Origin of the sequence: Streptomyces inusitatus (assembly GCF_014651115.1) — a bacterium.
GTDB lineage: Bacteria > Actinomycetota > Actinomycetes > Streptomycetales > Streptomycetaceae > Streptomyces > Streptomyces amakusaensis.
Map to the genome: position 1 here is coordinate 1 of NZ_BMWG01000030.1, position 22259 is coordinate 22259.

General features: G+C 73.4%; 10 protein-coding genes. 8 read left to right on the forward strand and 2 right to left on the reverse strand.

The window, feature by feature from the left end; genetic code table 11:
- The 4 genes from IE247_RS30810 to IE247_RS30825 form a co-directional block, all read left to right on the forward strand.
- Positions 1-4228 (forward strand): non-ribosomal peptide synthetase (locus tag IE247_RS30810; protein WP_190126633.1); only part of this gene is annotated, 4228 nt, incomplete at its 5' end.
- 20 nt (positions 4229-4248) lie between these two features.
- Positions 4249-11421 (forward strand): non-ribosomal peptide synthetase, encoded by a 7173-nt coding sequence (locus IE247_RS30815; RefSeq protein ID WP_190126683.1) that lies wholly within the window; start codon positions 4249-4251, stop codon positions 11419-11421.
- Positions 11422-11501: 80 nt separating this feature from the next.
- Positions 11502-12338, forward strand: coding sequence for a siderophore-interacting protein (locus IE247_RS30820; RefSeq protein ID WP_229869462.1), 837 nt, complete (start codon positions 11502-11504; stop codon positions 12336-12338).
- Positions 12339-12544: 206 nt separating this feature from the next.
- Positions 12545-15232, forward strand: a complete 2688-nt coding sequence (locus IE247_RS30825; protein ID WP_190126634.1) for a helix-turn-helix transcriptional regulator — start codon at positions 12545-12547, stop codon at positions 15230-15232.
- Positions 15233-15249: 17 nt separating this feature from the next.
- Here the strand turns inward: IE247_RS30825 and IE247_RS30830 are convergent, their stop codons facing one another.
- Both IE247_RS30830 and IE247_RS30835 read right to left on the reverse strand, forming a co-directional pair.
- Complete coding sequence (locus tag IE247_RS30830) at positions 15250-16380, reverse strand: FecCD family ABC transporter permease (protein WP_190126635.1); 1131 nt, start codon at positions 16378-16380, stop codon at positions 15250-15252.
- Positions 16377-17498, reverse strand: coding sequence for a FecCD family ABC transporter permease (locus tag IE247_RS30835; protein ID WP_229869463.1), 1122 nt, complete (start codon positions 17496-17498; stop codon positions 16377-16379). The genes IE247_RS30830 and IE247_RS30835 overlap by 4 nt, the downstream gene beginning before the upstream one ends.
- Before the next feature lie 193 nt (positions 17499-17691).
- Here IE247_RS30835 and IE247_RS30840 point away from each other — a divergent pair, with 193 nt between their 5' ends.
- From IE247_RS30840 to IE247_RS30855, 4 genes are all read left to right on the forward strand, one after another.
- Positions 17692-18522 carry a 2,3-dihydro-2,3-dihydroxybenzoate dehydrogenase gene (locus tag IE247_RS30840; RefSeq protein WP_190126636.1) on the forward strand — a complete coding sequence of 277 codons (831 nt, stop codon included), beginning with the start codon at positions 17692-17694 and terminating at the stop codon, positions 18520-18522.
- A gap of 157 nt (positions 18523-18679) precedes the next feature.
- On the forward strand, positions 18680-19834 hold the full coding sequence (locus IE247_RS30845; RefSeq protein WP_373305629.1) for an isochorismate synthase: 1155 nt from the start codon (positions 18680-18682) through the stop codon (positions 19832-19834).
- Entirely contained in the window at positions 19831-21543 is a 1713-nt protein-coding gene (locus IE247_RS30850; protein ID WP_190126638.1) for a (2,3-dihydroxybenzoyl)adenylate synthase, read from the forward strand. The genes IE247_RS30845 and IE247_RS30850 overlap by 4 nt, the downstream gene beginning before the upstream one ends.
- 39 nt (positions 21544-21582) lie before the next feature.
- The gene (locus tag IE247_RS30855) at positions 21583-22206 is read left to right on the forward strand and encodes an isochorismatase family protein (protein WP_190126639.1); all 624 of its coding nucleotides are present in this window, start codon (positions 21583-21585) and stop codon (positions 22204-22206) included.
- The last annotated feature ends 53 nt before the right edge of the window (positions 22207-22259 follow it).

Genomic DNA, 22259 nt, shown 5'->3' on the forward strand with positions numbered 1-22259 from the left:
GCCGCTGCCCGTGCAGTACGCCGACTACGCCCTCTGGCAGCACCAACTCCTCGGCGACACCCCGCTCGCCACCGCACAGACCGAACACTGGCGCACCGCGCTCGCCGGACTCCCCGAGGAACTGGCCCTGCCCACCGACCGGCCCCGGCCCGCGACGCCCAGCCAGGGGGGCGATGTGGTGGCCTTCGAGGTGCCGGAGGCGACGGCCCGGGCGCTGGCGCGGATCGCCCGGGAGACCGGGGCGACGATGTTCATGGTGGCCCATGCCGCCGTGGCGGCGCTGCTGCACCGGCTCGGCGCGGGTGAGGACATCCCCCTCGGCAGCCCGGTCTCCGGGCGGGGCGAGGCGGCGGTGGACGAGCTGGTCGGCTTCTTCCTCAACACTCTGGTGCTGCGGGCGGATCTCTCCGGCGACCCGACCTTCGCCGAGCTGGTGGCGCGGGTGCGGGACACCGGTCTGGCCGCGTTCGAGAACGCGGATCTGCCGCTGGAGCGGGTGGTGGAGGCCGTGGGCCCGGCCCGCTCGCAGTCTCGGAATCCCTTGTTCCAGACGATGGTGACGTACTACTCGACCGGTGAGGGAGTGCGGGAGCTGTTCGGTCTCCCGGCGGCTGAGCTGCCGGTGGAGATCGGCGGCGCCAAGCTCGATCTGGAGGTGGCCTTCGCCGCGTCCGAGACCGACGGCCGTCTCTCGGGCGGTGTCCGGTACGCCACCGATCTCTTCGACCGCTCGGGGGCCGAGCGGCTGACGGACCGGCTGCTGCGGCTGCTGGACGCGGTCGCCGCCGACCCGTGGGCGCCGGTCTCCGGCATCGCGGTGATGGATCCGGCGGAACGGGAACAGGTGGTGAACGGCTGGAACGACACCGCCCGTGAGCTGTCCGGACCGGTCACGCTGGCCGCCCTGGTGGCCTCCGGAGCCCGTGATCTCTCCGCCGACGCCCTGGTTCTCGACGGTGAGCGGCTCTCGCGCGCCGGCTTCGAGGAGCGGGTGAACCGGCTGGCCCGGCTGCTGATCGGGCGCGGGGTCGGTCCCGAGGCGGTCGTGGCGGTGGCGCTGCCCCGCTCGTTCGACCTGCTGGTGGCCGTCCACGCGGTGGTGCGGGCGGGCGGCGCGTATCTGCCGCTGGATCCGACGCTGCCCGGTGACCGGCTGGCGTACATGACGGACACGGCACGGCCCGTCTGTGTGCTGACCGACACCGCGTCCGAGGCGCTGCTTCCGTCCGGGGTCGCGGCCGAGCGGATCGCGCTCGACGCGCCCGGGACGCTGGAGCGGCTGGCTTCGCTGGCCTCCTTCGAGGTGACGGACGTGGACCGGTCGACGGCGCTGCTGCCGCGCCACCCCGCGTATGTGATCTTCACTTCGGGGTCCACCGGCCGCCCCAAGGGGGTGATGGTGGAGCACGCGGCCATCGTCAACCGGCTGAAGTGGATGCAGGGCGCGTACGGCCTCACTCCGGCGGACCGGGTGCTGCACAAGACGCCCGCCGGGTTCGACGTCTCGGTGTGGGAGCTGTTCTGGCCGCTCACCGAGGGCGCTCCGCTGGTGATCGCGCGGCCGGACGGCCATCGGGACCCGGAGTATCTGGCCTCGCTCATCCGCGAGGAGCGGGTGAGCGTGCTGCACTTCGTGCCCTCCATGCTGGAGGCGTTCGTCGGCGAGGTCGAGGTCGCCTCCTGCCCGGGGCTGCGGCTCGTGGTGTGCAGCGGTGAGGCGCTCCCCGGCGATCTGGTGGCGCGTTTCCACGCGTCGGCCGGTGCGAACGCGGTGGCGCTGGAGAATCTGTACGGTCCGACCGAGGCGGCCGTCGATGTGACCGCCGCCTCCTGCCGGGCCGGGGACGGCGCGGCCGGTTCGGTCTCCATCGGCGGTCCGGTGTGGAACACCCGGGTGTATGTCCTGGACGGGGCGCTGCGGCCGGTTCCGGTGGGTGTGGCCGGTGAGCTGTATCTCGCCGGGGCGCAGCTTGCCCGGGGTTATACGGCGCGGCCGGGGCTGACGGCCGAGCGGTTCACGGCCGATCCGCACGGGGGTCCTGGGGCGCGGATGTACCGCACCGGCGATCTGGCGCGGTGGCGGGCGGACGGCGGGCTCGATTATCTGGGGCGCGCCGACGATCAGGTGAAGCTGCGCGGTTTCCGGATCGAGTTGGGTGAGATCGAGGCGGTGCTGGCGTCCGCCGACGGGGTGGCGCGGGCCGTGGTCGTGGTCCGTGAGGATGTTCCCGGTGTGCGGCAGTTGGTCGCGTACGCGGTGCCCGCCGCCGGTGCGGGCGCGTTCGACGCTGGGGCGCTGCGGGCGCACGCGGCCGAGCGGCTGCCGGATTACATGATTCCGTCGGTCTTCCTGGAGTTGGCGGAGGTGCCGCTGTCGCCGAACGGGAAGCTGGACCGCCGGGCGCTGCCCGCGCCCGCCCCGGTCGTGGCGCGGCCGGCGGCCCCGGACGTGGCCGTGGCCGTGGGCGCGGTGCCGGATCCCTCGGCGGGCGGGTCTCCGGTGGAGATCCTCCGCCGGGCGATGGCCGAGGTGCTGGGCCGTCCCGGGGTCGGGGCGGACGACAATTTCTTTGAGCTGGGCGGCGACAGCATCGTCTCCATCCGGCTGGTGAGTCTGGTCCGCAGGGCGGGGCTGACCATCACGGCGCGGCAGATCTTCCAGCAGCCGACGCCGGCGGGGCTCGCCGGGGTCGCCAAGGGCGCGGCGGCGGCCGTGGCCCGGCCGGTGGACGACGGGGTCGGCGCGCTGCCGCTGCCGCCGATCGCCCGGTGGCTGGCCGGGCGCGGCGGTCCGTTCGCGCGGTTCTGCCAGGCCAGGCTGGTGCGGTTGCCGGCCGGGGTGCGGGAGGAGGATCTCGTACCCGCGCTGGGCGCGCTGCTGGACCATCACGACGGGCTGCGGCAGCGGCTGACGGTGAGCCGGCCGGGGGTGTGGAGCGCCGAGGTGCGGCCGCGCGGCGCGATCGACGCGCGGGCGGTGCTGCGGACGGTGGACGCGAGCGGTCTGGACGAAAACAGTCTGCGTGAGCTGATCGCCCGGGAGTCGGACCGGGCGGCCGGGGAGCTCGACCCGGTGGCCGGTGAGACGGTGCGGGCCGTGCGGTTCGACGCGGGGCCGGGCGTCGTGGGCAGGCTGCTGCTGGTGGCGCACCATCTGGCGGTGGACGAGGTCTCCTGGCGGATCCTGCTGCCGGATCTGCGGTCCGCCTGGGAGGCGGTCGTCGCGGGCCGGGCCCCGGCGCTGGATCCGGTGGGCACCTCGCTGCGGACGTGGACGACGCATCTGCTGGCGGAGGCGCACGCGCCGCGCCGGGTGGCGGAGCTGGACCGCTGGCTGGAGGCGGACGCCCCGGTGCGTACGCTGACGGCCCGGCCGCTGGATCCGGCGCGGGACACGGTGGCGACGGCGCGGGATCTGACCGTACGGCTCTCGGCGGAGCGCACCGCGCCGCTGCTGGAGTCGGTGCCACGGGCCTTCCACGGGACGGTCAACGACACGCTGCTGACGGCGCTGGCACTGGCGCTGGGCGACTGGGCGGCGCGGGCCGGGCACATCGGGGCCGGTGCGCCGGTCGTGGAGCTGGAGGGGCACGGCCGGGAGCAGGAGCTGCTGCCGGGTGCGGATCTCACGCGGACGGTGGGCTGGCTGACCAGTCTGTATCCGCTGCGGCTCGGCGGCGGGGGCTATGACCCGGCGGCGGTGCTGGCGGGCCGTGAGGACGCCGGGGCCGCGCTCAAGGAGGTCAAGGAGCTGCTGCGGGGCGTCCCGGACGGGGGGCTCGGCGCGGGGCTGCTGCGGTACGCCAACGCGGCCACGGCGCGGCTGTTCGATCCGGGTGCCCGCCCGGAGGTCCTCTGGAACTATCTCGGCCGCGACACGGCCGACGCGCCCTCGGCGGACTGGGGTCCGGCCGCCGAGGCGGACGCGCTGTCCGTACGGCCGGATCCGGCGACTCCGCTCTCGCATCCGCTGGAGATCAACGCGGAGATCGAGAACGGTCCGGACGGGCCGAGGCTCGTCGCCGGGTTCATCTGGGCGGGCGAGGCACTCAATCAGGCCACGGTCGGCGAGATCGCCGACGGCTGGCTCGCCGCACTGGACGCCCTGGTCGCCTGGGCGGCCGGCGGTACCACCACTGGGGGTCATACGCCCTCGGACCTCGACCTGGTCGATCTCGACCAGGACCAGATCAGCATGCTCGAAGCAATGTGGAGGGATCAGCAGTGACGCAGGCTCGAATCGAGGACATGCTTCCGCTGTCGCCTCTTCAGCAGGGCATGTTGTTCCATTCCGTGTACGACGCCGGGGCGGCGGACGTCTACACCGTGCAGGTGTCGGTGGCGCTGGCCGGGCCGGTGGACGCCGGGCGGCTGGAGCGGGCGGCGGCGGCGCTGCTGCGGCGGCACGCCAATCTGCGGGCGGGGTTCTGGCACGAGGGTGTGCCGCAGCCGGTGCAGTTCGTGCCCTCCGAGGTGAGCGTCCCGGTGGGCCGGGTAGATCTGTCGGACCGGGGCGCGGGCGGTCATGAGGGCTCTGTCGCCGAGGCGCTGCGGCGGGTGGAACGCCAGGAGCTGGCGCGCCGCTTCGAGCTGCACCGGCCGCCGCTGCTGCGGCTGCTGCTGGCGCGGCTCGGGGAGGGCGATCACCGTCTGGTGGTGACCGTTCATCACATCCTGGTCGACGGCTGGTCGATGCCGCTGCTGGTCGGGGATCTGCTGGCGCTGTACCGGAGTGACGGCGACGCCTCGGCGCTGCCGGCGGTGCGTCCGTACCGGGAGTATCTGAAGTGGCTGAAGCAGCAGGACGGGCCGGCCGCCGAGGCCGCGTGGCGTTCGGCGCTGGCCGGTCTGGAGGGTGCTTCGCTGGTGGCTCCGGCGGATCCGGCGCGTACCTCGGTGCGGCCGGGTGTGCTCGGGGTGGAGCTGTCCGAGGAGGCCACCGGGCGGCTGACCGCGACGGCGAGACGGCTGGGCACCACGCCTTCCACGCTGATCCAGTGCGCCTGGGGTCTGGTGCTCGGCGGGCTGACCGGCCGTCAGGACGTGGTGTTCGGGCTGACGGTGTCGGGGCGTCCCGACGAGCTGCCGGGCGTCGAGTCGATGGTGGGGCTCTTCATCACCACGGTGCCGGTGCGGATCACTCCGCGTTCGGCGGAGAGCGCGGAGGAGCTGCTGCGGCGGTTCCGTGACGAGCAGAACGGGCTGCTGGCCCATCACCATCTGGGGCTGCGGCTGATTCAGAAGCAGGCGGGCGGCGGGGAGCTGTTCGACACCCTGGTGGTGATCGAGAACTATCCGGTGGACCCGGACGCCCGGCCGGAGCCGGGGGACGGGCTGAGCGTCACCGGGGTCGAGGCGCGGGACGCCACGCACTATCCGCTCACGCTCGCGGTGTCGCTGGAGGAGCGGGTCCGGCTGGAGCTGGAGTACCGGCCGGATCTCTTCGACGAGCGGCGGGCCGGGCTGATCGCGGAGCGGCTGGCCTCGGTGCTCGACCAGTTGTCCACCGCGCCGAAGACACCGGTGGGAGCGCTGGCGCTGCTGTCCCCGGCGGAGCGCGAACAGTTGCTGGGCGGGGCCCGGGGGGCGGCGTTCCCGGTGCCTTCGGGCACGGTCGCCGACCGGTTCGCCGAGCGGGCGGCGCGGGCCCGGGACGCGCGGGCGGTGGTCTCCGGGGGCGAGGAGCTGACCTTCGGCGAGCTGGACGCCCGGGCGGGCCGGCTGGCGGCGCTGCTGGCCTCGCGCGGGGTGGGCCCCGAGTCGGTGGTGGCGCTGGCCGTGCCGCGTTCGGCGGACTCGGTGGTGGCGATCCTCGCGGTGCTGCGGGCGGGCGGGGCGTATCTGCCGCTCGATCTGGACCATCCGGCGGACCGGCTCGGCTACATGATCGAGGACGCGGCCCCGGTGTGTGTGCTGACCACCTCGGCCGCTGCCGGGCTGCTGCCGCAGGGCGGCGGTCCGGAGCGGATCGTGCTGGACGGCGAGTGGACCTCGGCGCAGCTGGCGACCTTCGACGGCCGGTTCGCCGCCCCGGCGGTGAGCGCGGACCATCCGGCGTACGTCATCTACACCTCGGGTTCCACCGGCCGTCCCAAGGGTGTGGTGCTCACCCACGGCGGTCTCGCCAATCTCTACGCCAACCATGTCGACCGGGTCTTCGGCCCGGTGGCGGGCGCTTCGGGCGGCCGTCGGCTGCGGGCGCTGCACACCGCGTCGTTCAGCTTCGACACCTCCTGGGAGCAGTTGTTCTGGCTGATCGCCGGGCATGAGCTGCATGTGCTGGACGAGGTGGGGCGGCGGGACGCGGAGTTCGTCGTCGGCTATGTCCGCGAGCAATGCATCGACGCGATGGATGTGACGCCGACCTACGCCCAGCAGCTCGTGGAGTGGGGGCTGCTGGACGGGGAGCGGCACCGGCCGGCGCTGCTGCTGCTGGGCGGCGAGGCGGTGCCGGACTCGCTGTGGACGCGGGTGCGGGCGGCGAGCGGGGTGATGTCGGTCAATCTGTACGGGCCGACGGAGTACACCGTGGACGCGCTCGCGGCGGATCTCGCGGACAGCGCGACGCCGGTGGTGGGCCGTCCGATCGGCAACACCTCGGCGTATGTGCTGGACTCGGCGCTGCGGCCGGCTCCGGCGGGCACGGCCGGCGAGCTGTATCTCGCGGGCCGGGGCATGGCGCGCGGCTATCTGGGCCGGTGCGCGCCGACCGCCGAGCGGTTCGTGGCGGACCCCTACGGCGGGCCGGGGACGCGGATGTACCGCACCGGGGATCTGGTGCGGCTGCGGGCCGACGGCGAGCTGGAGTATCTGGGCCGGGCCGACGACCAGGTGAAGATCCGGGGCTTCCGGATCGAGCCGGGCGAGATCGAGTCGGCGCTGACCGCGCTGGCGGAGGTGGGCACGGCCGCCGTGGTGGTGCGTGAGGACACCCCGGGGGTACGCCGGCTGGTGGCCTATGTGACCGGTGGGGCGGAGCCCGCGTCGGTGCGGGAGGAGCTGGCCGCCTCGCTGCCGGAGTACATGGTCCCGGCGGCGGTGGTGGTGCTGGACGTGCTGCCGACGAATGTCAACGGCAAGCTGGACCGGGCGGCGCTGCCCGCTCCGGTGCTGGGCGGGTCGGAGGTCTCCCGCGCGCCGGAGGGCGCGGCGGAGGAGACGCTCGCCCGGGTCTTCACGGAGGTGCTGGGGCTGGCTTCGGCCGGGGTGGACGACGACTTCTTCGCCCTGGGCGGCGACAGCATCGTCTCGATCCAGCTGGTGTCCCGGGCGCGCAAGGAGGGCCTGGCGCTGACCCCGCGCGAGGTGTTCGAGCACCGTACGGTGGCGAAGCTGGCGGCCGTGGCGCGGCCGGTGGCCGCCGCCGGGGAGCCCGCCGCCGCTCCGGCCGGGGAGCGGGGGCCGCTGGTGGTCCTGGACGAGGCCGGGCGCGAGGTGCTGGGGCGGGCGTTCCCGGACGCCGGGGAGGTGCTGCCGCTCTCGCCGCTCCAGGAGGGTCTGTACTTCCACGCGGTCTACGACGACCGGGCGCTCGACGTCTATCTGATGCAGAACTTCCTGGAGCTGCTGCACGCCGTGGACGTGTCCGCGCTGCGGTCGGCGTTCGACGCGCTGCTGCGGCGGCATCCGAATCTGCGCTCCGCGTTCTGGCACGAGGGCCTGGACGGCCCGGTGCAGGTGGTGCCCGCCGAGTGGGAGCTGCCGTGGCGGGAGCTGGATCTGACCGGTCTGGACCGGGCGGCGCAGGACGAGGCGCTGCGGGAGTTCTCCCTCGCGGACGCGGCGACCCGTTTCGACCTGGCCGCGCCGCCGCTGATCCGGGTGACGCTGCTCAGGTTCTCCGCCGAGCGGTGGATGCTCTGTGTGACACAGCATCACATCCTGACCGACGGCTGGTCGGAGTCGCTCTTCTTCGAGGAGCTGTTCGCGCTGTACGCCCGGGGCGGCGAGGTGGACGGGCTGCCTCCGGTCACTCCGTACCGCGAGTATCTGCGCTGGCTGGCCGCCACCGACGGGGAGGCGTCCGCGCTGGCCTGGCGGGATCATCTCTCGGGGCTCGACCAGGCGACGCTGGTGGCTCCGGCCGATCCGCAGCGGCAGCCGATGACGGCCGAGGTCGTGGAGATCGTGCTGGACGAGGCGGTCAGCGACCGGCTGCGCACCTTCGCCCGGGGCTGCGGCGTCACCCTGAACACGGCGCTCAGCTCGGCGTGGGCGCTGACGCTGGCGCAGCTGACGGGCCGGGACGACGTGGTGTTCGGGGCGACGGTCTCGGGGCGCCCGGGGGACATCCCCGGGGTCGATCAGATGATCGGCATGTTCATGAACACCCTGCCGTTCCGGGTGACGCTGCGGCCGGACGAGCCGCTGCGGGAGCTGCTGGTGCGCGTCCAGGGCGAGCACGCGGAGCTGCTGCCGCACCACTATGTGGGGCTGGGCGCGATTCAGCGGCTGAGCGGGGTGGGGCAGCTCTTCGACACCCTCTATGTCTTCCGCAACACCCCGCTGGACGACGCGGCGCGCGAGGAGGCCGTGGAGCGGCACCGGATCGGCTGGACGCACAGCGTCGACGGCACGCACTATCCGCTGACCCTGGCGGTGACCCCGGAGCGCGAACTCGAACTGAGCGTGGCGTACCGGCCCGATCTCTACGACCGCGAGAGCGCCGGGCGGATCGCCGGACGGCTGCGGCTGCTGGTGGAGCAGCTCGCCGACGGCGGGGCCGCCCCGGTCGGGCGGCTGCGCACCCTGGCGGAGGGGGAGCGGGCGCGGCTGCTCGCCCTCGGCGACGACATGGGGCACCCGGTGCCGGACACCACGGTGGTCGAGCTCTTCGGCGAGCAGGCCCGCCGTACGCCCGACACCACGGCGCTGGTCTTCGACGGGGAGCGGCTGAGCTACGCGGAGCTGGAGACGCGGGCCAACCGGCTGGCCCGGGCGCTGATCGCCCGGGGCGCGGGTCCGGAGCGGGTGGTGGCGCTGGGGCTGCCGCGTTCGGCGGACTTCGTGGTGGCGCTGTTCGCGGTGCTGAAGACGGGCGCGGCCTATCTGCCGCTGGATCTGGGCCATCCGGTGGAGCGGCTGGCGGCGATGGTCGACGACGCGGCTCCGCTGACCCTGGTGACCTGCGCCCCGGTGATCGGGCGGGTCCCGGCGGGCGGTCCACTGCTGGTGCTGGACGCTCCGGAGACGGTGGCGGAGCTGGCGGCGCTGCCGGGCGGGCCGGTGGCGGACGCCGAGCTGAGCGGTGTGCGCGACGGGCGGCACCCGGCGTATCTGATCTACACCTCGGGCTCCACCGGCCGCCCCAAGGGGGTGGTGGTGCCGTACTCGGGGCTGACCAACATGCTGGTCAACCACCGGGAGCGGATCTTCGCCCCGGCGGTGGCGAAGGCCGGCGGCCGGCGGCTGCGGGTGGCGCACACGGTGTCGTTCGCGTTCGACATGTCCTGGGAGGAGTTCTTCTGGCTGGTCGACGGGCACGAGGTGCATGTCATCGGCGAGGAGCTGCGGCTGGACCCGGCGGCGCTGACCGCGCACTACGACCGGGTGGGCGTCGACGTGGTCAATGTGACCCCGTCGTACGGGCAGCAGCTGATCGACGCGGGTCTGCTGGCCCCGGACCGGCACCGGCCGGTGCTGGTGCTGCTGGGCGGCGAGGCGGTGCCGGACTCGCTCTGGTCGCTGCTGAAGGCCGCCGAGGGCACCATGGCGTACAACCTCTACGGTCCGACCGAGTACACGATCAACGCGCTGGGCGCGGACGTCGACGGCAGCGCGGGCTCGTGCGTCGGGCGGCCGATCCACAACACCCGCGCCTATGTGCTGGACAGCGGCCTGCGGCCGGTTCCGGCCGGGGTGCCGGGGGAGCTGTATCTGGCGGGCGCCGGGCTGGCCCGGGGGTACTTCGAGCGGCCCGCCGCGACCGCCGAGCGCTTTGTCGCGGACCCGTTCGGCGAGCCGGGGACGCTGATGTACCGCACCGGGGATCTGGTGCGCTGGCGCGCGGACGAGAGCATCGACTATCTGGGCCGTACCGACCACCAGGTGAAGATCCGGGGCTTCAGGATCGAGCTGGGCGAGATCGAGTCGGCGGTGGCCTCGCTGCCGGGGATCGCCGCCGCGTCGGTCGCCGTCCACACCGGGCCCACCGGGATCAAGCGGCTGGTGGCGTACACCGTGCCCGCGTCGGGCACGGCCGGCGCGGAACCGGTGCGGCTGCGGACGGCGCTCTCGGCCGCCCTGCCGGAGTACATGGTCCCGTCGGTGTTCATGGAGCTGGCGGCGCTGCCGCTGACGGTGAACGGCAAGGTGGACCGGGCGGCGCTGCCCGCCCCGGACTTCGGGGACGGCGAGAGCGGCCGGCCGCCGAAGGACGCCCGGGAGGAGCTGCTCTGCCAGATCTTCGCCGAGGTCCTCGGGCTGGAGCGGGTCGGGGCCGAGGACAACTTCTTTGAACTGGGCGGCCATTCGCTGCTGGCGATGCGGCTGGTCGGCCGGATCCGCGCCGAACTGGGCATCCCGGTGCAGGTGGGCACGGTGATGTCGGCCCCGACGGTGGCCGATGTGGCCGCCCGGATCGGCTCCGACGCCCGCCGGGACGCGCTGCGCACCCTGATGCCGCTGCGCGAGCGCGGCTCGCTGGCCCCGCTGTTCTGCTTCCATCCGGCGTCCGGTTTCAGCTGGCAGTACACGGGACTGCTGCGCCATCTGGACCGTGAGCGGCCGGTGTACGGGCTCCAGTCGCCGGGGCTCTCGGGCGAGCTGCCCGAGTGCGCGGACGTGGCGGCTCTCGCGGAGGTGTATCTGGCGGAGATCCGGACGGTGCAGCCCCGGGGGCCGTACCACTTCCTCGGCTACTCCTTCGGCGGGACGCTCGCGCAGACCCTGGCGGCGCTCCTCCAGGAGCGGGGCGAGGAGGTCGCGTTCCTCGGTCTCCTCGACGCCTATCCGCCGGAGAACGACGACTGGTCGTATGTCGACGCGCCGGACTTCCGGGAGCGGCTGGAGCGGGAGGAGAGCGGTTTCCTGCTCGCGGTCGCCGGAGTGAGCGCGGGCGGCGGGGAAGCGGGCGCGGAGGGCGGCGCGCTGAGCCGGGAGGAGGCGGTGACCGCCATCCGGGACAGCCAGGGCCTGCTGGCCGGTTTCGACGACTCGCTGCTGAGCGCGATCGTGGAGACCAACGTCCACTGTGTGCGGCTGCTCTCGCGCAGCACCACCCGGCGGTACCGGGGCGATGTGCTGTTCTTCACGGCGGCGCGGAGCACCGGGCCCGAGGACGAGCCGCTGAAGGTGTGGCCCGCGTTCGTGGACGGCGAGATCACCGAACACGTCCTGGACTGCTCGCACGACGAGCTGATGGACACGGGCAGGCTCGCGGAGATCGGGCCGGTCCTGAACGCCGCGCTCGCCGCGCTGTGAGCGGGGACCCCGACTGCCAAGCGCCGGCAAATTATGCAAGGCTTACCTAAGTTCACCCCCTTCGGAAGCGAGTCAGTACCGTGGAAACCAGGAATCTGCCGGACATCGAGGTCGTCTACCACGACATAGCGGTCCGTACGCTGGAGGTCCTGCGCGTCACCCGGCCCACCCCCCGGATGGTCCGGGTCACCCTGGGCGGGCCCGAGCTGGCGGGGTTCGTCGACCGCTCCCCCGCCGATCATGTGAAGTGCTTCTTCCCCGAGCCGGGCGCCGAACTCCCCGTACTGCCGCGGGTCGCGGACGACGGCGACGGTCTGGAGTTCCCGACCGAGCCCCCCTTCCCGGTCTCGCGGGACTACACCACCCGCCGCTACGACGCCGAGGCGGGCGAACTGGACCTGGACTTCGTGCTGCACGGCAAGGGGGTGGCCTCCGTCTGGGCCGAGCAGGCCACACCGGGCCAGAAGATCGGGGTGGCCGGGCCGCGCGGCTCCATCATGGTGCCGTGGGTGTTCGACTGGTATCTCTTCGCGGGCGACGAGACCGCGATCCCGGCCATCTGCCGGATGCTGGAGGAGCTGCCCGAGGGCGTGCCGGCGAAGGTGTTCCTGCTGGTGGACGACGCGGCGGAGGAGCACCCGATCGACACCCGGGCCGATGCCGAGATCGTCTGGCTGCACCGTGACGGGCTCGCGCACGGCGAGGGCGACCTGATGGAGAAGGCCGTCAAGGGGGTCGAGTTCCTCCCCGGCGACCCGTTCATCTGGATCGCGGGCGAGGCGGGCGAGCTGAAGCCCATCCGCCGCCACCTCCACAAGGACCTCGGTCTCAACCGTGAGTACACGGATGTGGACGGGTTCTGGAAGCGCGGAATCGTCAACCTGGACCACCACGAGCCCGAGGACGAGGACGACTGATCCACATCGGCCACGGTTTCCACCCCCGGCAACCGTGGCCGAACTCATCCGCCAATCCCGGCGATTCATCCGGTATCCTGCGCTTTGTCGTCATTTCGAATGTCAATGGGTTTTGAGAAAGTGACAACATTCCATTCGATCATGATTATCCGCTCGGCTCGCGGAACAGTCCGTAAGCAGTACGGCGGACTCGGACAGGGGGCGCAGTGGAGCACAGTCTGCTCGAACGGGATGCGGAACTCACGGCGGTCGCGCAGGCGGGCGTGTCGGCCCTGGCCGGTCACGGACGGTGGCTGCTGCTGCGGGGCACCACCGGGATGGGCCTCACCTCCTGTGTGGCGGAGGCGGTACGGCGCGCCAGGGCGAACGGCATGCGGGTCAGCCATGCCCGCGGCTGCCCCCAGGAGACGGACTTCCCCTTCGGCGTACTGCGACAGCTCTTCCCGGAGGCCGCCACCCTGCCCTTCGCCAGCCCGGTGTTCGCCGAGGAACGGCAGCGGATCTTCCACGGTCTGACGGACGAACTGGCCGCCCAGGGGCCCGCGCTGCTCGTCGTGGAGGCCGCCCAGTACGCCGACGACACCTCCTTCCGCTGGCTGCGCTACCTCACCCGCCGAATCGGCCGGCTCCCCGTGCTGCTGCTGCTCTCCGGCTCGCCCTCCCTGGACATCGACGGACTGCCCGGGGCCACCGGGCAGGAGATGTCGCTCGCGCCGCTCAGCGACACGGCGGTGGCGCAGCTCGCCGCCGCCCACGGGCACGGCCCCGAGACGGCCCGGCTGTGCGCCCGCGCGAGCGCCGGAAGCCCCAAGCTGCTGCACGCCCTCCTCGCCGATCTGCCGCCGGGACCGGCCCCCCGGAGCCTGGACGAGCTGGCGGGCACCCGCTACCGCGACGCCATGACCCGCTGGCTGAACGCCGGTTCTTTACCCGGTCGCCGCGACACCGCGCTCGCCCTGGCGCTGCTGCTCGCCCCCGGCTCGGTCTCCCACCCGGACACGGCCCTCCTCGCGGGCATGACCGGCCTGGCCCCGGGCCGCCAGGCCGAAGTGCTGCGCAACGGCCCCTCCCTGGAGCGGCTGCTCACCGTCCCACTGGCCCGGGAAGCGGTGCTGGCGGGCGCGGCCGACGCCGAACTGGGCCCGCTGCGGCTGCGCGCCGCCCGCCAGCTCTACGAACGCGGCGCGAGCGCCACCGCGGTCGCGGCCCAGCTCGCCCAACTGCCCAAGATAGGCGAGGAGTGGATGCCGCTCGCCCTGGAGCAGGCGGCCGGCCAGGCGCTGCGCGAGGGCAGCACGGACCGGGCGGTGCAGCTCCTGCGCCGGGCCGTCGGCGGGCCGCTCAGCGCCGATCACCGGACCACGCTGGTGTGCCGGCTGGGCTCGCTGGAGCTGTTCCGCTCCGCCGAGGCGGGCACCCGCAGGATCCGGCGCGAACTCCAGCACGCCGACGGGCCCGGCCGGCTCACCGTGGCGTCGGCGCTCTCCGGCGCGCTCGTCGCCTGCGGGCACATCGATCCGGCGCTGCGGGTGCTCCGGGAGGTCAGCGAGCGGTCCCAGGACTCCCGGCTGATCCAGACCACCAAGATCGTCGCCGCCGGTATCGCCATCCACGACCCCCAGCAGTGGCGTTACGCGGTCGAGGAGCTGCGCACCCTGGCCGACGACACGCCCGCCGCGCTCGAACCGCTGGTCTGCGGGCTGCTCACCGCGTACGACGCCGGGGCGGGGAATCTCTCCGCCCACCGGGCCGTCGCCCGGGTCACGGCCCGGCTCTCCGGCCCGGTCGATCCGCTGCTGAGGTCGGGATGGCTCGGCTCGGCGGCCTCGCTGCTCCAGTGGGCGGACCGGCTGGACGAGGCGCGCGCGCTCACCGTGCGCGGACTGCCGGAGCCGCCCGAACTGCCCGATCTCACCGATGTGGGCCATCAGTTCCTGGTCGGGGCGCGGGCCACCGCGAGTCTGTGGGCCGGCCGCTTCCAGCAGGTCATCGACGAGTACGAACCGGTGCTGCACGCCTCGCTCGACCGGGGGGTGCAGTTCCCGCATCTGCTCGCCACCCTCTCACTGGCCCATTTCGAGCTGGGCCGGCCGGACACCGCGTGGCAGCTGCTGGCACGGGCCGGTTCGGAGTCCTCCAACGACGGCTGGCCCTGGGACGATGTGCTCTGCACCAGGGCCCGGCTGTACGCGGGCGAGTCCCGCTGGGAAGAGGCCCTGGAGGACTACCGGGCCTGCGGCGCGCGCATGCTGCACCGCAACTTCCACAGCCCGGTCGCCCAGCCCTGGCGCTCGGGCGCCGCGCACGCCCTGATCGCCCTGGGGCGGCCCGCCGAGGCGGTGGCCCTCGCGGACGAGGAGCTGCGGTACGCCCGCTCCTGGGGCACGCCCCGGGTGGTGGGCCGGGCCCTGCACGCCCGGGCCAGGGCGGTGGGCGGCCGGCGCGGACTGGAGGCCCTCGGGGAGGCGGTGGCGCTGCTGCGGGTCTCCCCCGCCGTCGTGGAGCTGACCGAGGCCCTGCTGGACCTGGGCCGGGCCCAGATCGAGCAGGGCAGGGCCCGCAAGGGCCGGGAGACGCTCCGCGAGGCGTACCGCACGGCCCAGCGGCCCTCGGCCGAACATCCCCCGCTGCCGAGGCTGGTGCGCGCCGCCGAGGAGGCGCTCGCCCTGGTCGACGCCCGCGCGGTGCGCCGCACCCCGAACGGGGTGGGCTCGCTGACCGACGCGGAGCGCCGCATCGTGGACCTCGCGGCGCGCGGGCTGACCAACGCCCAGATAGGGGACTCGCTGCATCTCGCCCGCCGTACCGTGGAGACCCATCTGACCCACGCCTACCGCAAACTCGGCGTCAGCCGCCGGGCCCAGCTCACCTCACGGCTGCTCACCAGCAATTGAGGGGCTTCGGGCGTCATCTAGCGGCGGCCCGCCCGCCATTCGTGGGTGAGCAGCCACATCAGATAGAGACCGCCGATGGCGGCCGTCATGATGCCGACGGGGAGCTGGATGGGGGCCAGCACCCGCTGGGCCGCGAAGTCTCCGGCGATCAGCAGCAGCGCGCCCATCAGCGCGGCGGGTACGAGGGTCACTCCGGCGGCGCGGGTGAGTCTGCGGGCGAGCTGCGGTGCGGCCAGGGCGACGAAGGCGATCGGTCCGGCGGCGGCCGTGGCGGTGGCGCAGAGCAGTACGGCCACGATGACCAGGGCCAGCCGGGAGCGCTCCACCGGCACTCCGAGGGCCTTGGCGGAGGCGTCCCCGGCCTCCATCATCCGCAGGTGCGGGCCGAGCAGCAGTACGGCGGGGACGAGGACGGCGACGGCGATGAGCGCGGGGGCCAGCTGGTCCCAGCCCCGGCCGTTGAGGGAGCCGGTGAGCCAGACGGCGGCGGCCTGCGCCTCGTCCAGCGAGGCCTTGATCATCAGATAGGAGTTCACCGAGCTGAGCAGCGCGCCCGCCGCGATGCCGACGAGGATCAGGCGGTATCCCTGGACGCCTCGCTTGTACGAGAGGGCGTACACCGCCAGCGCGGTGCCGAGGCCGCCGAGTACGGCGCTGACGGCGACGGCGAACGGGCCGCCGCCGAAGATCAGGAGCTGGAGGAGCGCGCCGGTGGCGGCGCCCGTCTCGAAGCCGATGATGTCGGGGCTGCCGAGGGGGTTGCGGGCGAGGCTCTGGAAGACCGCGCCGCTCATCCCGAGCGCCGCGCCGACGACGATGCCGACGAGGAGGCGGGGCAGCCGCAGGGTGTTGACGACATAGTCGGTGGCGGAGGTGCCCGCCCCGGCCAGCGCGCGTACGACATCGGGCGGCGAGACGGTGAAGTCGCCGGTGCCCAGCGCCAGCACGGCGACCGTGAGCACCGCGGCCAGCAGGGCGAATCCGGTGACCAGCGGGCGCTTGGGCAGCCGCAGCGCGATCCGGCCGCCGGCCAGCCGCAGCCGCCAGCCGGGCACGAGCCGCCGGGCCGTGAGCGGGGCCCCGGACGGGGGCGGGGCGGCGGGCCCGGGGGGCTCGACGGGTGTTTTCGTCAGGGAGTCAGTGCTCATAGCTGGGGCACCTTGCGGGTACGGACGAGGGCGACGAGGACCGGTGCGCCGATGGCGGCGGTGACGATGCCGACGGCCAGTTCGTCGGGGCGCACCACCAGCCGGCCCAGGACATCGGCCCCGAGGAGCAGGACGGGTGCGAGGACGACGCAGTGGGCGAGGATCCAGCGGTGGTCGGGGCCGGTGATGAGCCGGGCCACATGGGGCACGATCAGGCCGACGAAGCCGACGGGTCCGATCGCGGCCGTGGCGGCCCCGCAGAGCAGGGTGACGGAGAGGACTCCGAGGACCCGGGTGCGCACCACCCGCGCGCCGAGGGCCTTGCCGGCCTCGTCGCCGAGGGCGAGCGCGTTGAGGGATCCGCTCAGCGAGAGGGCGATCAGCGCGCCGGCGATCAGGAAGGGCGCGACCTGTCCGAGTACGGCCCCCTCCCGTCCGGCGAGGGTGCCGACGGCCCACATCCGCAGTTCGCCGAAGGCCTCGTCGTCGAGGAAGGTGACGGCGGTGATCCCGGCGATCAGTGAGGCGTTGACGGCGGTTCCGGCGAGGACGAGACGGACGGGACCGGCGGCCCCCCGGCCGGAGGCGCCCAGGATGTAGACGACGACGGCGACGACCACGGCTCCGGCGAACGCGAACCAGACGTATCCGAGGAGCGAGGTGATCCCGAAGCCGCCGATGGCGACGACGACGGCGGCGGACGCGCCGGATTCGATGCCGAGGAGTCCGGGGTCGGCGAGCGGGTTGCGGGTCAGGGCCTGCATGACCGCGCCGGAGAGGCCGAGTCCGATGCCGACGACGATGCCGAGCAGGGTCCGGGTGAGCCGGTAGTCCTGGACGATGACCGCGTTCTCGGAGCCGTCCGGGTGGAGCAGCCCTTCGACGACATCGCCGAAGGGGATGGACTTGGCTCCCAGCGAGATGCTGAGGACGATCATCAGAAGGAGTACGGCGCAGGCCACCAGGAGTCCGGTGAGCCGTATCGCCGCGCCCCGGCGCACGGCGGAGGGCCCGGCCGGGCCGGGGGGCCGGGGGGCGCCGATGGTTTTCCGCGGGCCCGGGGCGTCTTTCGGACTCCGGGGCGCGGTCGCGCTGTCGCGCGAGGGGACCGTGGCCACTTCACCTTCTCCCTCTGGGTACAGGGAACCGATCACGGCCTCACCTGAAAAGAACTAAGGTAAGCCTATCTTAAGTAGATCGGGAGAAGTCCTCACAGCCTTCCGCCAGTTCACCTCCGGAGCCCCCGGGGGGCGAGGGTGGGCCAATGGCTGAACTTAGGTTAGGCTCACCTAAGAATGAGGAGGTTTGCTCATGCCCGACCACAGAACGTCCGGCGGAGAGTTCACCGGACGTGTGGCGCTCGTCACCGGTGCCGGACAAGGCATCGGCGCGGCGGTGACACGCGCGCTCGCCGCGCTCGGCGCCACGGTCGCCGCCACCGACAGGGACGCCGACACGGTCTCCGGCGTCGCCTCCGCGCAGGCCGCGCAGGCCGCCGAGACCGGCCGCCGGCCGGCCGCCGGCCGGGTGACGGCCTATCCGCTCGATGTCACCGACGCGGACGCCGTCGAGGCCACCGTGGCCCGGGTCGAACGCGAACTCGGCCCCGTCGACACCCTGGTGAACGTGGCGGGCATACTGCGCACCGCCACCGTGCTGGAGATGACCGACCGGGACTGGGCCGACACCTTCGCCGTCAACACCACCGGCGTCTTCCATCTCTCCCGGGCCGTGGTCGCCCGGATGACCCCGCGCCGCTCCGGCTGCGTGGTGACCGTGGCGTCCAACGCCGCGGGCATCCCCCGCACCAGGATGGCCGCCTACGCCGCCTCCAAGGCCGCGGCCGTGATGTTCACCAAGTGTCTGGGCCTGGAGAGCGCCCGAGACGGCATCCGCTGCAATGTGGTCGCCCCGGGCTCCACCGACACCCCGATGCAACGCGCGCTGTGGGCCGACGAGTCCGCCCCCGCCCGGGTCGTCGACGGCGACCCCTCGCCGACGGCGTACCGCACCGGCATCCCGCTCGGCAGGATCGCCGCACCCGAGGACATCGCGGACGCCGTGGTCTTCCTCGCCTCCGACCGGGCCCGGCAGATCACCATGCACGACCTGTACGTGGACGGCGGAGCGACCCTGCGCTGACCCGCCCGGACGGGCGGGCGGGGCGAGCGCGCCCCGGGCCCCTCGCACCACCCGCACCTCATCCCCGTACCGCCCTTCGCACCGCCCCCGCACCCTCACTTCGAACAGAGGAGTCACCGTGTCGACGGCTGCCCACCAAGTCGCCGCCCACCGCGCGATGGACGACCCGGCGCACCCCGCCGTGGGAGCGGCCACCGCACTTCTCGACGCCTACCGCCCCGACGACCGCTTCATCGCCACCCCCACCCGCACCCTGCTGGCGCACGGAGTGGGGCGCTCCATACCCGAGGGCGACGGCCCCGTCGCCCACCGGGTGGCCGCCGCCCTCGCGGGCTCGCCCTCGTCCATGGTGATCGGGGCGATCCCCTTCGACCAGTCGGCCGCCCCGGCGCTGGTGATCCCCGAGGCCGTGCGCACCGGGCCGCCGCTCTCCGCCGACCCGCTGATCGCCCTCCCCGCCGGGAGCCCGCCCCCCGGCGGCTGGGAGATCCGGCCCGAGCCGGCCCCCGAGGAGTACGCCAAGGGCGTGGCCTCGGCCGTCGACCGCATGTGGCAGGGCGAATTCAGCAAGGTCGTCCTGGCCCGCACCCTCGCGCTGACCGGCCGCGACCCCCTGGACATCCCCGGACTGCTGGACCGGCTCGCCCGCCGGGACCCCTCCGGCTACACCTTCGCGCTGCCGACGGCCCCCGGCCGCACCCTGCTGGGGGCCAGCCCCGAACTGCTGGTCTCCCGCCGGGGCGACCGGCTGGTCTCCAACCCGCTCGCCGGCTCCACCCCGCGCAGCCCCGACCTCGCCGAGGACGTGCGCCGCGCCGCCGCCCTCCTCCAGTCGGCCAAGGATCTGCACGAGCACGCCGTCGTCGTGGACGCGGTGCACCAGGGCATGGCCCCCTACTGCTCGTCCATCGACGTACCGGCCCGGCCCACCCTGATCCGCACCGCCACCATGTGGCATCTGTCGACGACCGTCACCGGGGAGCTGCACAGCCCCGAGGTCTCCGCCCTGGAGATCGCCTGCGCGCTGCACCCCACACCCGCCGTCTGCGGCACCCCCACCGCGCTGGCCCGCACCGTGATCCGGGAGACCGAACCCTTCGACCGGGGCTTCTTCACCGGCGTGGTCGGCTGGGGCGACGCGGGCGGCGACGGCGAATGGGTGGTCACCATCCGCTGCGCCGAGGCCGAGGAGCGCACCCTGCGGCTCTACGCCGGGGCCGGGGTGGTCGCCGCCTCCGAGCCCGACGCGGAGACCCGGGAGACGGCCGCGAAGTTCCGTACCTTCCTGAACGCTGTGGGAGCAGAGCTGTGAGCACCGATCCGGCCGGGGCGAGCGCCCCGGGAACCACCGCGGGACCCGGGGAACCCCCCTCCGAACACCGGCCCGACCCCTCCGAAGCGCCCACCTGGCCCGAGGAGTTCGCCGCCCGCTACCGGGCCGCGGGCTGGTGGCGCGGGGAGACCTTCGGGGAGATGCTGAGCGAGCGGGCCAACGCCCACCCCGACCGGATCGCCGTGGTCGACCCCACCGGCGGCCCCGACGGCGGCCGACGGGCCTGGAGCTACGGCGAACTCGACCGGCGCGCCGACCGGATGGCCGCCGGCCTCGCCGCGCGCGGCATCGGCCGGGGCGACAAGGTCGTCGTCCAGCTGCCCAATGTCGCCGAGTTCTTCGAAGTGGTCTTCGCGCTCTTCCGGCTCGGGGCGCTGCCGGTCTTCGCGCTGCCCGCGCACCGCAAGAGCGAGATCGTCTACTTCTGCTCCTTCACCGAGGCCGTCGCCTATGTGATCCCCGCCGTGCACGACGGATTCGACTACCGGGAGCTGGCCGCGACGGCCCGCGCCGAGGTCCCCACCCTCAAGCACGTCTTCGTCTCCGGGGGCGACGCCGGAGAGTTCGACAGCCTCGCCGAGGTCCCCGCCGAGCCGGCCTTCCTGCCCGAACCCGCCCCGCACGACCTGGCGTTCCTCCAGCTCTCCGGCGGCAGCACGGGCGTGCCCAAGCTCATCCCGCGCACCCACGACGACTACATCTACTCGCTGCGCGGCTCCAACGAGATCTGCGCCGTGGACGAGCACAGCGTCTATCTCTGCGTACTGCCCGCCGCGCACAACTTCCCCCTCTCCTCCCCCGGTTCGCTCGGCACGCTCTACGCGGGCGGGCGAGTGGTGCTCTGCCCCAGCCCGGTCCCCGACGAGGCCTTCCGGCTGATCGAGTCCGAGGGCGTCACCATCACCGGAGTGGTCCCGCCGCTCGCGCTGGTGTGGACGGAGGCCGCGCCCCGCTCGGCGTACAACCTGAACAGCCTCTCCGTACTGCTGGTGGGCGGGGCCAAGTTCAGCGAGGAGACCGCCCGCCGGGTCCGCCCGGCGCTGGGCTGCACGCTCCAGCAGGTCTTCGGCATGGCGGAGGGACTGGTGAACTACACCAGGCTCGACGACCCGAACGAGACCGTCGTCACCACCCAGGGCCGCCCGATCTCCCCCGACGACGAGATCCGGGTCGTGGACGACGAGGACAACGACCTGCCGGTGGGCGAGGCCGGGCATCTGCTGACCCGGGGCCCGTACACCATCCGCGGCTACTGGAAGGCCCCCGAGCACAACGCCCGCTCCTTCACCGAGGACGGCTTCTACCGCACCGGGGACATCGTCCGGCTCACCCCGACGGGCCATCTGATCGTCGAGGGCCGCGCCAAGGACCAGATCAACCGGGGCGGCGAGAAGATCGCGGCCGAGGAGGTGGAGAACCACATCCTCGCCCACCCCGCCGTCCACGACGCCAATGTCGTCGCCGAACCCGATCCCTATCTGGGCGAGCGCACCTGCGCGTACGTCATCCTCCGGCCGGGCGCGGATCCGCTGCGCGCACCCGCCGTGAAGAAGTTCGTGAGGGAACGCGGACTGGCCGCCTACAAGGTGCCGGACCGGGTGGTGTTCGTCGACGCCTTCCCCAAGACGGGAGTCGGCAAGGTGTCCAAGAAGGACCTCCGCGCGGCCGCGCCCGCCCCGACCGCGTAGCTTCACCCCGCCAACCTCCCGCACGGAAACGGAATTTCCATGGCTCTGCCCGCCATCACCCCCTACTCGATGCCCCGGCCGGACGAACTGCCCGCCGGACGGGTCGACTGGGAGGTGGACCCGGACCGCGCGGTGCTGCTCGTGCACGATCTCCAGAACTACTTCCTGTCGGCGTTCGGCGAGCACACCGAGCCGGTGACCACGCTGCTGCACCATGTCTCCCTGCTCCGCAAGGAGGCCGACCGGCTCGAAGTGCCCGTGATCTACACCGCCCAGCCGGGCGGTCAGACGGCGGCCGAGCGCGGTCTGCAACAGGACTTCTGGGGCCCCGGACTGCCGGACGACGCACACGCGGCGGCCATAGCGGAGGCCGTGGCACCCGGCCCCGGGGACACCGTGCTGACGAAGTGGAAGTACAGCGCGTTCATCCGGACCGATCTGCTGGAGCGGCTGCGCGAGCAGGGGCGGGACCAGCTGATCGTCACCGGTGTGTACGCGCACATCGGGGTCATGATGACGGCGTGCGACGCCTGGATGCGCGACATCCAGACCTTCCTGGTCGCGGACGCCGTCGCGGACTTCTCCGAACGGGAGCACAGGATGGCGCTGGAGTGGGCGGCGGGCCGCTGCGCCCGGGTGCTCACCACCGACCGGGTCTTCTGACCCGGCCCGTACACCGGTGCCGCACGCCGGGACGCGGCACCGGGACGCGGCAC